Here is a 13,678-nt window from a genome sequence, read left to right as displayed (position 1 = left end):
CGCAGGATATGGCGCCACTTAGGCAACAATCAAGATAACAGGCTAATTAACCCAGGCTATTATTTGGCGACTACTTATCGTGGCGCGCTTTGAGCAGTGCCGCACCAAGCGCTCCCACCGGCGCGCTTTCCTGTGCCGGTTTAGTGGATTTTCGTTTCCCACGATTAGGCTTTACGTCACCGGATTTAACCGCGTTTTGCGGGCTAGCGGCGCTATCCGTCTCTGGTTGATCATCCAGTCGCATGGACATGCCCACTCGTTTGCGCGGGATATCAACGCTCATTACCTTCACCGTGACAATGTCGCCGGCTTTCACCACGCTACGCGGGTCTTCGACAAAACGATCAGAGAGCGCGGAAATATGCACCAAGCCATCTTGATGCACGCCGATATCCACAAACGCGCCAAAATGGGTCACGTTAGTCACGGTTCCCTCCAGCACCATGCCGACCTTCAGGTCGTTCAGGGTCTCGACGCCCTCGCGGAACTCGGCGGCCTTAAACTCAGGGCGCGGGTCGCGGCCGGGTTTGTCCAGCTCGGCAATGATATCGGTCACCGTGGGCACACCAAACCGCTCATCGGCAAAATCGGCCGGTGTGAGCGCTTTCAGCGCGGCGCTATCACCGATCAGGCTTCGTAGCTCGCGCCCACTTTGCTTGGCGATGCGTTCCGCGAGTGGGTAAGCTTCCGGGTGAACGGCGCTGGCATCCAGCGGGTTTTTCGCCTGAGGAATGCGCAAGAAACCGGCGCACTGCTCGAAGGTTTTCGGCCCTAGCCGGCTGACATCTAAAAGTTCCTTGCGGCTGGCAAAAGCGCCTTTGGCATTGCGCTGGGTGACGATATTGTCGGCAAGCGTCGATGAGAGCCCCGCCACACGCGAGAGAAGCGCGCTAGAGGCGGTGTTCAAATCCACCCCCACGGCGTTAACACAGTCTTCGATGACCGTTTCTAGCGACCTTGAGAGCTGCACTTGGGAGACATCGTGCTGGTACTGCCCCACCCCGATGGACTTCGGCTCGATTTTGACCAGCTCAGCCAACGGGTCCTGCAGCCGACGGGCAATCGACACCGCGCCCCGCACCGTGACATCAAGATCAGGCAGCTCGCGAGAGGCGTATTCAGACGCTGAGTAAACCGATGCCCCGGCTTCGGAAACCATGACCTTGCTCAGCCGGAAATCAGGCGCCATGGCTTTGACGAGCTCGGCGGCCAGTTTGTCGGTTTCACGGCTGGCCGTACCGTTGCCTACCGCAATCAGCGAGACGTTATGCTTTTTCACCAAACGTGCCAGTTCAGCAAGCGATTCATCCCAACGCTTTTGCGGCGCATGAGGGTAGATCGTCGCTTGATCGACAAACTGGCCGGTGGCATCTACCACCGCGACTTTACAGCCGGTGCGCAGGCCAGGGTCAATCGCCAGCGTGACTTTCTGCCCGGCGGGCGCGGCCAGCAGCAAATCTTTCAAGTTCGCCGCAAATACCTCAATGGCGGTGAGCTCGGCTTGTTCGCGTAGCTGGCCCAGAAGCTCGGTTTCAAGCGCGGTATAGAGCTTGACCCGCCAGGTCCAGCGCACGACCTCAGACAGCCATTTATCGGCAGGGCGCCCTTCGTTACGCACCCCCACGTGCTTGGCTATCGCCACCTGAGCAGGGTGCACCTCGACCTCGTCTTCACCGGGCAAGCGAATCGCGAGACTCAGCGCACCCTCGTTACGCCCGCGGAACATTGCCAGCGCACGGTGAGACGGCACCCTCGCCAGCTTTTCATCGTGTTCAAAGTAGTCGGAGAACTTGGCGCCGTCCTGCGCTTTGCCCTCTAGCATGCGTGCCGAAAGCTCGCCTTCTTGCCACAGACGTTGACGCAGTTGCCCTACCAATTCCGGGTCTTCGGCAAAGCGCTCCATCAGTATCTGCTTGGCCCCGTCGAGCGCGGCTTTGGCATCCTCAATCGCAGGCGTTTCACCTTCCGCAGGGCGCAGATACTTGGCCGCTTCGGTTTCGGGAGTTCGCGTGGGGTCTGCCAGCAGCGCATCCGCTAGCGGCTCTAATCCCGCTTCGCGGGCAATCTGTGCTTTGGTGCGGCGCTTTTTCTTATACGGAAGGTATAAATCTTCCAGGCGCTGCTTGGTATCCGCCGCGTCGATCTTTCCCGCCAGCTCTGGGCTTAACTTGCCCTGCTCCTCAATGGCGGAAAGTACCGCCGCGCGGCGCTCTTCTAGCTCACGCAGGTAGCGCAAGCGCTCGTCGAGCTGGCGCAGTTGTATGTCATCCAGCGCACCGGTGACTTCTTTGCGGTAACGGGCAATGAAAGGCACCGTGGCGCCTTCATCTAGCAAGGCGACTGTGGCCGATACCTGTTGCGGACGAACGCTTAGCTCATCGGCTAAGCGCGTGAGAATACGCTGATTGACATCCATATATCGCAACTAACTCATGCAGCCTTTAGTAGAAGCGACAAGGTATCACAAAGCGGCTTTAACTGCCTCAGGCAGGCACGAAATGCAGTGCGGCACCGTTGTTGCACCAGCGCAGCCCGGTGGGTTCTGGCCCATCACCAAAAACATGCCCTTGATGCCCACCGCAGCGCGCGCAGTGATACTCAACCCGCGGCCAAATCATGCTGAAATCGAGCTGGCTAAGTAAATGCCCTTCGACATGCGTATAAAAACTCGGCCAGCCGGTACCAGACTCAAACTTCGTGTCGCTAGTAAACAACACCAAATCACACCCGGCGCAGCGATACTCGCCCTTGCGCTGCTCGGCATTCAGCGGGCTGGAAAACGCGGCTTCCGTGCCGTGTTGCCGCAGAACGTAAAAAGCTTTTGACGAGAGTTTCTCGCGCCATTCATCCTCGCTTAACGTCACACGCTCAAGTCCGTCAGCGGCTTCGAGTTTCACCCGTGGAAAGCCCATGGAAACGCCGGGTAGCAGCGCCGTTAAGCCGGTTAAACCCGACAAACCTAAAAAATGGCGTCGTTTCATCTACTTATCGCTCCTACGGCCACAAAGTAAAAATGTATACAACAACCTCACAATACACACATCGTGTAAAAGTATGGCTGAAATGTGACTACTCAGTGGACCAGAAGTTCGACGCTCAGGGCGTACCAACGATCAGCAACGTCGCGATATTGCACAAGGCCTTTATTGGCGCAGCGATTATTCGTCAAATTAAGGCAGGCTTGATGAGACAGGAAAGGGGTATCAAAGCCGTTGGTCGGGAGCAAAGTCGACTTCTGTTGCTCCAGTTACAAGGTCTGCAAAATTAGGGTGCCGAGGGTTTAAAAGGTAATTTGTTTCCCGGGGCACCACGACACTCGGTATGACCAACGCCAGGCTCGATTGACTTTTGAGCCAGCTATCGCCGATTACAGCTGTCGAAGAGGGCGCGGGCTCAACTCGCCAGTCGGCGGGCCATTCATCTTTTGGAAGTTGCATGAGGTCTTCGCCATTAAGCGAAACCTCAATCAGTGTGTACTTTTCCAACAGCGCATAATCTTCTATATGTACCATAACCTCTAGCATCGCCAGTGATTCAGAACTGGCTAAGTACACGCAGGCGTTTCCCTTACTGTTCCAGCGTCCCCCGTATAAGCGTGCACCTTCGCCGTCAAAGGCACTATGACGCCATTTCCGCTTAACCAATCGATAACCATACACTTGGCTCATGCAAACACCCCGTGCTCCAACCGCCCGATAAGGTCGAGCACGGCCTCTGCCCCGGCTGATGTTGAAATCATATCCGCTGGATGCTTCCCGCCAAGCCCTCGAACGGGGTTAAGAAGCCACTTGCGTGCCTGCTCTTTATCTCCTTCAAACAGATCAATGGCGCACTTATAAACCTCGGCAAAACGATATAGACGATCCCCTTCGTCCACTTTGAAGCGCCCTGCCTTTGCTCGGCGTTGTAACGTCGCAGGCGGGATGACCAGATATTTCGCTAGCTTCTTACTCTCCAGGCCAGAAATGGCCACCAGCTTGGTATAGACATGGAAAGGTATGCCTTGATGCAGCGTTTCGTGAAGGCTTGCACCCCGCGACGGAAGTCCAATCGAGAGCCAAAAGTCTTCCCCCTGAGCACTTTTGGGCACATGAAACTCGTTTATCTGGGTGTGCATAGCCAGCTCTCTATCAGATGATTTTATATTAATATATCAAATGATAGCCAAGCTTCACCTTTCTGCCAAGCTTACCATTGCCTAAACCACAAGCGGGGCAGTGCTTTTGCACTGCCCCGCTTGTCAGTATGCCGCTACCAAGCCATGTTGATTACGTTAAGCTTGGGCCTGCTTTAATGATGGCATTATCTACGCCTTCGAACTTCTTGAAGTTATCCACGAACTTGGTGGTCAGCTCGCGTAGGTGGCGATCGTAAGCTTCTTGGTCTTTCCACGTTTGACGCGGGTTCAGCAAGCTGGAGTCGACGCCGGGCACGGCGGTCGGTACCTGTAGATTCAAGCCGTCAATTTGCTGCGTTTCCACATCGCGCAGCACGCCAGACTGAATCGCGCTAATAATCGCGCGCGTCGTTGGAATAGAGAAGCGCGAGCCGCCTTCACCGTAAGAACCACCGGTCCAGCCGGTGTTGACCAAATAAACCTGAGCATCTTTCTGCTCAACACGCTTGATGAGCAGGTCGGCGTACTCTCGCGCCGGGCGCGGAAAGAACGGCGCACCAAAGCACGTTGAAAACGTTGCTTCCAACCCTTCAGAAGAGCCCATTTCGGTGGAGCCGACTTTGGCGGTGTAGCCAGAGAGGAAGTGATACGCCGCCGCTTCTTTAGACAGCACAGAAACCGGCGGTAAAACACCCGACATGTCGCAGGTTAAAAAGACAATCGCGTTGGGCTCACCGGCACGGTTTTCCGGCACGCGCTTGTCAATGTGCTCAAGTGGGTAAGCAGCGCGCGAGTTCTGCGTCAGGCTATCATCAGCGTAATCCGGCTCGCGGCGGTCATCGAGTACGACGTTTTCCAGCACGGTACCAAAGTGGATGGCGTTCCAGATTACTGGCTCGTTTTTCTCAGAGAGATCGATGCATTTCGCATAGCACCCGCCCTCCATGTTAAAGACAGTGCCATCACCCCAGCCGTGCTCATCATCACCAATCAGGTAGCGCGCTGGGTCAGCGGAAAGCGTGGTTTTACCGGTACCGGAAAGGCCGAAGAAAAGGCATGTTTCACCATCTTCACCCACATTGGCAGAGCAATGCATAGGCAGTACGCCGGATTCCGGCAACAAGAAATTCTGCACCGAGAACATGGCTTTTTTCATTTCACCAGCGTAGCGCATGCCCGCAATGAGCACTTTCTTTTCGGCGAAATTGATAATCACACAGCCGTCAGAATTGGTGCCATCACGGCTAGGCACACACTCAAAGTGCGGCGCATTGAGAATCTGCCATGCCTCTTTGGTGTTCGGGTTGTACACCTCCGGGCGGACAAACATCGTGCGGCCGAATAAATTGTGCCACGCGGTTTCGGCGGCCACTCGTACCGGCAGGTAATGAACCGGGTCACTGCCCACATGCAGCTCGGAGACAAAATGCTCTCCACTTTCCAGGTAATCGCTGACGCGTGCCCACAAAGCCCCAAACTTATCGGCGTCAAACGGGCGGTTAACGATTCCCCAATCAATGCTATCGCGAGTCGAGGCTTCATCGACGATGAAGCGGTCTTTCGGTGAGCGGCCGGTACGTTCGCCGGTGTTTACCACCAGAGCGCCGTTAGCCGACAGACGGCCTTCACCACGGGCCACGGCGCGCTCGATCAGTTCGGCACTGGTCAGGTTCACGTGGGCTTGAGGGGCAGCTTGAGTCGTGGTCATGTCGATTCCTGGGCCTTGTGGCCAATTATCTCATTTACCCGGCGTCACCGACGCCTGAAAAGTCATCCCAACCGCATAGTTACGCGGGCAGGCACGCTGAAAACGGGCGCATTATGACAAAAAGAACGTCCCCGGGAAATGGGGGCATAAGGCAAATATTTTGTAGTTAAGCTACAACACAACCACTACATTTTGTGTTGCACCGCAAAATTTCAGTAAAACGAGCGTTTACTCGTGGCACCAATCTTATTGATTCTGCTGTTTGTTATTTTTTCTTAGCCCGTAACACTGACTTTCCCGACTCGACTACACCATCAATGAATTGTCGGGGCTGAGGCGTCCGGGTTAACCAAAAGAGAGTCTATTTCGGCCGCTGTGTAGTGGTATCGTGAATGGCAAAAGTGGCATTGGGTATCTATCCCCCCTTGTTCGGCCACGATATCACGAAGCTCATCAGCGCCTAAGGTCAGTAGTCCCTTGGCCATACGCTCGCGTGAGCAAGTACAACCGAAATACAGCGCCTTGGGCTCAAAAACGCGTACCGTCTCTTCGTGATAGAGCCGATAGAGCACTTCACGCTGTTCCAAGCCTAAAAGCTCTTCGCGTTTGATGGTGTCCGCTAGCTGTACGCTACGCGCCCACGCATCCACATCTTGATTTTGCGCTTCATGGGGCAAGCGCTGCAGTAGCAACCCGCCAGCACGCTGGCCGTCTGCGGCAAGCCACAGCCGTGTGGGTAGCTGTTCTGATTGTCCAAAATACGCTTCTAAACATCCTGCCAGCGTATCGTGATCCAACGCCACAATCCCTTGATACCGATGCCCTCCTTTCGGGTCGAGCGTAATCACAATCTGCCCGTCACCTACCAGCTCACCAAAGGTAGCGGCTTCATTCGGCAGCGCCGTTTCTTCCGTCAGGCGAGCAATCGCGCGCAATTCTCCCCCAGGATTAGATTCGGCCATCAAAAGCGAAAGCGCGCCTTGGCCGCGCACCTCAATACTCAAGGTACCATCAAGCTTAACGGTATCCGTCAGCAGCGCGACAGCGGCTAAAAGCTCACCGAGTAGTGCGTTCACCGCCGGTGGGTAGGCGTGGCGTTCCAGCACTTCTTGGTAAGCTCGTTCGAGCGTGACAATCTCGCCACGCACATTGGTTTGGTCAAACAAAAAACGTTGGATCTGGTCGGTCATCGTATTACTCATTTTCACCCTGCTGACGCTGGAAGCGCTGGATCTCGCGACGCTGCTTTTTATCCGGGCGTTTCAGCGGGTGTTGCATTACCTGATTGTTTAAACGGCGCGCTTCGGCTTCACGCTCGCGACGCTCACGGCTTTCTTCTGTTTCTGCGTAAAGCATGCGAGCTTCCGGTGCGCCGCGGCGCTGGCCGGAGACACCGGTGACTTCGACATCATAGACATCCCACCCCTGCGGGACACGGATGATCGCACCCAATTCCACGTTCTTACTGGTTTTGGCCCGTGCGCCATCGTATTGAACTTTGCCGCCTTCGATCGCCTTTTTCGCCAGCGCGCGGGTTTTGAAAAAGCGTGCGGCCCAAAGCCATTTATCTAACCGTACATTTTCGCTCATTTAGGCTCCTCATGCGGCATATCGCGAGGTAACAGCTGGGCAAAACGGTCCAAAGCGACAAACTCCTGAAGCACTTTCTCCGGCCGCTGGCTATTGGGCTGTTTTATGCCAAGTAGATGCTTAATGCCAAATTCGCGGGCACTTTCCAACACGCGAGGGTTATCGTCAATAAACAGCGTGCGCGCCGGGTCAAATGGCTCAATCTCTTGTAGCGCGAACCAGAAAGCTTGCTCTTCTTTTGCCGCTCCCACATCTTCTGAAGAGACGATAGCATCCAGATACGCTTCCAGCCCGGTTAAAGGCAGTTTGAGCGCTAAGCTTGCCCGGTCAGCATTGGTGGCGAGTACCACGCGTGGATGTTCTGTTTGTAGCCACGTAAGAAAATCAAGCGCATCGCCACGCAGACCAATGAGGTGCTGCACTTCACGCTTGAGAGCGACGATATCCACGCCCAACTCACGACTCCAATACGCCAGGCTGTACCAATTGAGTGTCCCCTGCTCACTGATAATCCGGGCTTGGAGTGCTGCTTGTGACGCCTCATCAAGCTGATGCAACTCGACATAGCGGCGCGGCAAGTGTTCTAACCAGAAATGGCTATCGAAATGTAAATCCAGTAGCGTGCCATCCATATCCAACAGCACGGTATCTATGGCCTGCCAGTTGATCATGCGCCACTCCAGACAGTCAGGGAAAGCATGGTATTGTAGCGCAATCGCTTTTACCCAGCACGCTTACCCCCTGAGACGGCTTAACCACGGAGGCACCGATGTCATCATCTGATACGCAACCCGCTCACGCGTCAAAGTCCGAGGGCAACACGCCAACGTACCTGCAAAAACCCCAGATTTTAACGCGGGAAAGCGTGGCAAAAAGCCGCTTGTTTCACGTTGAATCGCTTGGGCTTCGCTTTTCCAACGGCGAGGAGCGCACTTTCGAGCGGCTAACCGGTGCCGACCGTGGTGCGGTAATGATTGTCGCCATGCCAGACCCGGAACACGTGCTCTTAATTCGCGAGTATGCCGCGGGGTTTGAGGATTACGTACTTACGCTACCTAAAGGGCTAGTAGACCCTGGGGAAGATTTCGTCACCGCCGCTAACCGCGAACTGATGGAAGAGTGCGGTTTTGGTGCACACCGAGTTGAGCCGCTCGTTGAGCTTTCACTTGCGCCCAACTACATGCGCCACCGCATGCAAGTGTTAATCGCCACTGACCTTTACCCCAAGCGTCTACCCGGTGATGAGCCTGAGCCTTTGATCGTTGAGACGCATGCCCTCGAAGAGCTGCCGATGCTACTCATGCGTGAGGACTTCCATGAAGCCCGCGCCATTGCCGCTCTCTACATCGCCCGCGACAAACTTCGTGCCGCGCGCCAGGAAGAGAGCGGGTTTATTTAACCAAAAGCGCTCAAGTCTTGTTAAACCGTCAACTGCGATAGCGCTGCCTGGCGATGCGATGAGGGCTCCAACCGCGCTAATGCCGCTTCAATATTTTCTTCATGACCGCCTTCCAGACGGAAGGCGGCAATAACGTTCGCCAACTCGTGGGCTTCATGCGTTAGCTGATTAGCCGACTCGGCAATGGATTGCACGCGGCTGGCGTTTTGCTGCGTCACTTGGTCCATTTCCGACACTGCGGAGTTGATCTGGGCGATGCCGCTGCTCTGCTCTTCTGAAGCATGCGAGATTTCCTCCATCAGATCGCTGACTTTCATTACCTGCGCTACCACATCTTCAATGGACGTTTCCGCGGCCTTGGCGTCGCGGCGGCCTCCTTGAATCTCGCTGTCGGAGGCATCAATCAGCTCACGTATTTCCTGTGCCGCCGTCGCACTACGCCCTGCTAGCTGGCGCACTTCACTGGCCACTACCGCGAAACCACGCCCGGCTTCACCGGCACGCGCCGCCTCAACCGAGGCATTCAGGGCCAAAATATTGGTTTGAAACGCGATGCCATCGATCACACTGATAATATCGGTCATTTTTGAAGAGCGATCCGAGATCCGCTCCATCCGCTCGACTAGCTTCTGCATCTGCTCGCCCGTCTCACGAGTGGCTTCGGCATTTTTCATGGCGAGCTGATTCGCCTGTCGCGCATTGTCGGTATTTTGCTGCACCGTGGCGGTCATTTGATCCATACTAGAGGCGGTTTGTTGCAGGGACGATGCCTGTTGCTCGGTACGAGACGCTAGGTCTTCGTTCTCATTGGCAATGCGCTGCGCCGCCGGGGTTACCGCCTGAATACGCTCATCGACTTCCCCCACGATGTTCGAGAGCGAGGCCCGCATCATACGGATCGAGTTCAGCAGGTCACCAAGCTCATCCTGGCGTTGCTGATTAACCCGCGTTGCCAAATTACCTGCCGCGATTTGAAAAGTGACGCGCCGGGCGTCATTAAGCGAGCTTACCAGCGACTTCAAAATCAACACGCTTAACAGCACCATGGTCGCGATGCCGATAATCAGCACCCCCGCTTGAGCCGTCACCATTTGCGTTTGCCCGGCTTGGGCGGCGCCCATTAATTCAGATGCCAGCTCGCGTTCGCTCGCAACAAGAGCATCAGCCGAGGCTTGTAGCGCGGCTAACGTGGGTTCGACGCCATCGTTGAAAGATTCAAACGCCTGAAACCCTTGACCGTCATCCAATGCGGCATAGGTGGCGCTAATCGCCTCCTGAATGGTAGTTAGCTGGGCATAAAAATCAGCAACGTCTTGGCGTTCGGTCTGATCCGCATTGCTGTACTGCTCCCAACGGTCATTCATCCGCGCTTTGCTTTCTTCCCAGGTCGAGATGAGCGCTGGAAGGTCCACCCCCCGGGGATTGCGCACCGCCGGCGCCAAAGCGTTAACTTCCTGGTTGAGCAGTCGTTCAATGGCTTGCAGGGTCGCCACGTCTTCCAACCCGGCTTGATTCAACCGCGCTAAACGCTCTCCCGATACCATCAGCCCGTATACACCCAAGCCACCGGCAACGGTAAGCAGAATGACGGCAACCAGCACCATCCCCATCAGCTTTGCCTGCATGCTGCTGAAGCTAAAGCGCCCGACCCATCCCGCAAGCCCTGTGCGTTTGATGGCACCACGCTGAATCTTGTACCCGCGCGAGCTACCTTTACGACGAATCGTGGCATAAACACGTTCCGCACGCTGAATCGCCTTTGGTGTCGCCCGGCGACGCACTGAGGTATAGCCCACCACGCGGTCACCGTCGCGTAAAGCAGACACGGTGGCTTGCACCCAGTAATGATCACCATTTTTACGCCGATTTTTCAGCGTACCTTGCCAGGTATGCCCCGCTTTTAGCGTTTGCCAAAAATCGTTAAACACTTCCGGTGGTATATCGGGATGACGTAACAGGTTATGCGGGGAACCAATGAGTTCATCGAGCGTATAACCACTCACTTCGATAAAATCGGAGTTAGCGTAGGTGATGTTTCCGTCTATATCAGACCGGGAAATCAATACGTCGTCATCTTCCAACGCATACTCTTTATCGGTTACCGGCTGGTTTTCGCGCATCGCTACCTCTCCTGCTCGCCTTCGACATCAGTAGAAAGTCTTAAACATATAGAGGATAGCGTTGACACACAACGACTTAGGTATAAGAAAATCAACGCCGCGCTGACCGCGCGGCGTTGATTAGTAACGAGATTAGAGGAAAAGTGACGGAAGCAATTTAAGAAGCGTCTCGACATCCTTCAGCCGAACACCACCTTAGCCACGTCCTGGTAGCGATCGGCAAAGTGAACCGTGACCCCTTCTGTCAGGTAATCCGGCAATTCTTCATAATCGCGACGGTTAGCTTCAGGCAGAATGACCTCGAAGATATCGCTGCGCCGGGCGGCAATCACTTTTTCGCGGATACCACCAACCGGCAGCACCTGGCCGGTCAGCGTTAACTCACCGGTCATGGCCAAGGGCCGGTTGATCGCTTTGTGCTTCGCCAACGAGAGCAGCGCCGTGGTCATTGAGACCCCAGCCGATGGGCCGTCTTTGGGGGTCGCCCCTTCGGGCACGTGTAGGTGCACAAATGCCGAATCAAAGAAATCCGCATCGGCGCCGTATTCTTTCAGATGGCCCAAGGTGTAACTGTAGGCAATATTGGCCGACTCTTGCATCACGTCGCCAAGCTTGCCAGTCAGTTTAAAGCCACGATCCAGCGCGTGTACCTTAGATGCTTCAATCGGTAACGTGGCGCCCCCCATGGTGGTCCAGGCAAGCCCCGTTACCACACCTTCGCCCTTAAGCACTTTCTCTTTGCGGAAGATCGGTTTACCCAAAAACTCTTCTAAGTTATTGACCGACACCTTGACCGTTTCTTGATCATTTTCCAGCATTTTCACGGTAGCTTTACGCACAATACGGTGCAGCTGTTTTTCTAACTGACGTACACCCGCTTCACGGGCATAGCCTTCGATGACCTGCTTCAGCGCGGCATCTGTCAGGTTGATACGCTTTTTACTCAAGTTGTCGCGCTTCAACAATTTCGGCCATAGGTGATGCTTGGCAATCGCGACTTTTTCCTCGGCAATATAGCCGGCGAGGCGAATCTGTTCCATGCGGTCAAGAAGCGGCCCTGGAATCGAATCCAGCGTGTTCGCCGTACAAACGAACAACACCTTCGAAAGGTCCATGCGCACGTCTAGGTAGTGATCCAGGAAATCAACGTTCTGCTCAGGGTCAAGCACCTCAAGCAGCGCCGAGGCAGGATCACCCTGAAACGACTGCCCTAACTTATCAATCTCATCGAGCATGATCACCGGATTTTGGACTTCCACTTCCTTAAATGCCTGCACCAGCTTGCCAGGCATGGCACCGATATAGGTGCGGCGATGGCCTTTGATTTCAGCCTCGTCACGCATGCCGCCCACCGAAAAGCGGTAGAACTTGCGCCCCAGCGCTTCGGCAATCGAGCGGCCAACCGAGGTTTTACCGACCCCCGGCGGGCCAACCAGCAACACAATCGAGCCACCCACGTCGCCTTTGAACGTGCCCTCGGCCAGAAACTCAATGATGCGCTCTTTCACGTCTTTTAAGCCATCGTGGTCACGATCAAGCACTTTACGTGCGTGGGCCAAATCCAGCTTATCGTCGCTGGTGATACCCCACGGCAAGCAGGTGAGCCAGTCCAGGTAGTTGCGAGTGGTGCCGTATTCTGGCGAACCCGTTTCCAGTACGCCGAGCTTATTTAGCTCTTCATCGATGCGCGTCTGCACGCGCTCGGGCACGGTTAAGTTTTCTAAGCGCGCGCGGAAGGTATCAACATCGTTTTCGCGGTCATCCTTGGAAATACCCAGCTCGCGCTGAATGACTTTCAGCTGCTCGCGTAAAAAGAATTCGCGCTGACGCTCCTGCATCTGCGCGTTAACTTGCTCGCTAATTTCGCTTTGCAGCTGCGCCACGTCGATCTCTTTGCGCAACAGCGGCAACACCTTCTGCATGCGCTCGGCCACCGGGAGAGTCGCGAGCACATCTTGAAGTGCTGGGCCTTTGGCCGAGGTGATCGCCGCCGCGAAATCGGCCAACGGCCCCGGCTGATTGGGGCTGAAGCGATTCAAGTAGTGCTTGAGTTCTTCGCCATACAGCGGGTTTATCGGCAACAGCTCCTTGATGCCGTTGATAATCGCCATGGCATAAGCACGGGTCTCTTCATTTTCCGCGTCAACCGGCTCTTTGGGGTAAGTGACTTCGACTAAATAAGGTGGCTCTTTCGACAGCCAGCGCTTAATTTTAAAGCGCTGCAACCCCTGGGCAATAAACTGAATCTGCTGATCTTCGCTTTTGAGCTTATGCACCTTCACGGCGGTGCCGATCTCAGGAAAGCTGTCGCCACTAAGCGCATCAACCCCGGCTTCACCGACAAACGCCACGCCAATCGTGTGATGCGGCGTATTACCCAACCGGCGCATGGTCTCTTCCCAACGTTCACGGTTGATCACCAGCGGCTGCACTTGGGCGGGAAAGAAAGGGCGATTATGAATCGGTAACAGGTAAATACGCTCTGGCAGCATATCGCGTGCCGACACGATAGAGTGCACCTTTTCCCCATCGGAGCGGTACTCCTGTTCGTCAAAGGCGTCGTCGCTATGCTCTTGCTCGTACGCGGAGGCCTCGTCTTCCGCTACCCATGTCGGGGCTTCGTTTTCACTATCCACGTCGTTATCACTATCAACGTCGTTATCAAATTCGTTGTCAAAATCTTGGTCGCTCATGCGCCCTCCCTTGGAATCAGTGGCGACGTAGGCGTCACCAAGCATTGCCTA

11 protein-coding genes are annotated in these 13,678 nt (G+C 55.2%); 1 reads left to right on the top strand and 10 read right to left on the bottom strand.

Annotation, left to right across the window (positions count from 1 at the left end; translation table 11 throughout):
- Positions 1-70: 70 nt before the first annotated feature.
- The 8 genes from QC823_RS11420 to yrfG form a co-directional block, all read right to left on the bottom strand.
- Positions 71-2,416 carry a Tex family protein gene (locus QC823_RS11420; protein WP_309656474.1) on the bottom strand — a complete coding sequence of 782 codons (2,346 nt, stop codon included), beginning with the start codon at positions 2,414-2,416 and terminating at the stop codon, positions 71-73.
- 67 nt (positions 2,417-2,483) lie between these two features.
- On the bottom strand, positions 2,484-2,981 hold the full coding sequence (gene msrB / locus QC823_RS11415) for a peptide-methionine (R)-S-oxide reductase MsrB (protein ID WP_309656473.1): 498 nt from the start codon (positions 2,979-2,981) through the stop codon (positions 2,484-2,486).
- 222 nt (positions 2,982-3,203) lie between these two features.
- On the bottom strand, positions 3,204-3,668 hold the full coding sequence (locus QC823_RS11410) for an RES family NAD+ phosphorylase (protein WP_309656472.1): 465 nt from the start codon (positions 3,666-3,668) through the stop codon (positions 3,204-3,206).
- Positions 3,665-4,117, bottom strand: a complete 453-nt coding sequence (parS, locus tag QC823_RS11405) for a type II RES/Xre toxin-antitoxin system antitoxin (RefSeq protein ID WP_309656471.1) — start codon at positions 4,115-4,117, stop codon at positions 3,665-3,667. The genes QC823_RS11410 and parS overlap by 4 nt, the downstream gene beginning before the upstream one ends.
- Positions 4,118-4,268: 151 nt before the next feature.
- A complete protein-coding gene (locus QC823_RS11400; RefSeq protein WP_309656470.1) occupies positions 4,269-5,825 on the bottom strand; it encodes a phosphoenolpyruvate carboxykinase in 1,557 nt (518 codons plus the stop codon).
- 314 nt (positions 5,826-6,139) lie between these two features.
- Entirely contained in the window at positions 6,140-7,015 is an 876-nt protein-coding gene (hslO, locus tag QC823_RS11395; protein WP_309656469.1) for an Hsp33 family molecular chaperone HslO, read from the bottom strand.
- A 4-nt stretch (positions 7,016-7,019) separates the two neighbouring features.
- Positions 7,020-7,415 carry a ribosome-associated heat shock protein Hsp15 gene (hslR, locus tag QC823_RS11390; RefSeq protein WP_309656468.1) on the bottom strand — a complete coding sequence of 132 codons (396 nt, stop codon included), beginning with the start codon at positions 7,413-7,415 and terminating at the stop codon, positions 7,020-7,022.
- Positions 7,412-8,086: a GMP/IMP nucleotidase gene (gene yrfG, locus QC823_RS11385; protein ID WP_309656467.1), complete on the bottom strand. Its 675-nt coding sequence runs from the start codon at positions 8,084-8,086 to the stop codon at positions 7,412-7,414. Before yrfG ends, hslR begins: the two co-directional genes overlap by 4 nt.
- Positions 8,087-8,184: 98 nt before the next feature.
- On the opposite strand from yrfG, the gene nudE reads away from it, so the two are divergent.
- Complete coding sequence (gene nudE / locus QC823_RS11380; RefSeq protein ID WP_309656466.1) at positions 8,185-8,814, top strand: ADP compounds hydrolase NudE; 630 nt, start codon at positions 8,185-8,187, stop codon at positions 8,812-8,814.
- Between the two features lie 20 nt (positions 8,815-8,834).
- On the opposite strand, the gene QC823_RS11375 is transcribed toward nudE, so the two are convergent.
- The gene (locus QC823_RS11375) at positions 8,835-10,934 is read right to left on the bottom strand and encodes a methyl-accepting chemotaxis protein (RefSeq protein ID WP_309656465.1); all 2,100 of its coding nucleotides are present in this window, start codon (positions 10,932-10,934) and stop codon (positions 8,835-8,837) included.
- Positions 10,935-11,113: 179 nt separating this feature from the next.
- Positions 11,114-13,627, bottom strand: coding sequence for an endopeptidase La (lon, locus tag QC823_RS11370; RefSeq protein WP_309656464.1), 2,514 nt, complete (start codon positions 13,625-13,627; stop codon positions 11,114-11,116).
- Positions 13,628-13,678 lie beyond the last annotated feature (51 nt).

Source organism: Vreelandella vilamensis (assembly GCF_031451755.1).
Taxonomy (GTDB): Bacteria; Pseudomonadota; Gammaproteobacteria; order Pseudomonadales; family Halomonadaceae; genus Vreelandella; species Vreelandella vilamensis.
This window is presented reverse-complemented; position numbering and strand designations above follow the sequence as displayed.

Excerpts from the sequence above, each read along its gene's own strand:
- hslR (WP_309656468.1), bottom strand. The coding sequence starts at position 7,415 with ATGAGCGAAAATGTACGGTTAGATAAATGGCTTTGGGCCGCACGCTTT.
- QC823_RS11410 (WP_309656472.1), bottom strand. The coding sequence starts at position 3,668 with ATGAGCCAAGTGTATGGTTATCGATTGGTTAAGCGGAAATGGCGTCAT.
- parS (WP_309656471.1), bottom strand. The coding sequence starts at position 4,117 with ATGCACACCCAGATAAACGAGTTTCATGTGCCCAAAAGTGCTCAGGGG.
- nudE (WP_309656466.1), top strand. The coding sequence starts at position 8,185 with ATGTCATCATCTGATACGCAACCCGCTCACGCGTCAAAGTCCGAGGGC.
- msrB (WP_309656473.1), bottom strand. The coding sequence starts at position 2,981 with ATGAAACGACGCCATTTTTTAGGTTTGTCGGGTTTAACCGGCTTAACG.
- hslO (WP_309656469.1), bottom strand. The coding sequence starts at position 7,015 with ATGACCGACCAGATCCAACGTTTTTTGTTTGACCAAACCAATGTGCGT.
- QC823_RS11420 (WP_309656474.1), bottom strand. The coding sequence starts at position 2,416 with ATGGATGTCAATCAGCGTATTCTCACGCGCTTAGCCGATGAGCTAAGC.
- QC823_RS11400 (WP_309656470.1), bottom strand. The coding sequence starts at position 5,825 with ATGACCACGACTCAAGCTGCCCCTCAAGCCCACGTGAACCTGACCAGT.
- yrfG (WP_309656467.1), bottom strand. The coding sequence starts at position 8,086 with ATGATCAACTGGCAGGCCATAGATACCGTGCTGTTGGATATGGATGGC.
- QC823_RS11375 (WP_309656465.1), bottom strand. The coding sequence starts at position 10,934 with ATGCGCGAAAACCAGCCGGTAACCGATAAAGAGTATGCGTTGGAAGAT.
- lon (WP_309656464.1), bottom strand. The coding sequence starts at position 13,627 with ATGAGCGACCAAGATTTTGACAACGAATTTGATAACGACGTTGATAGT.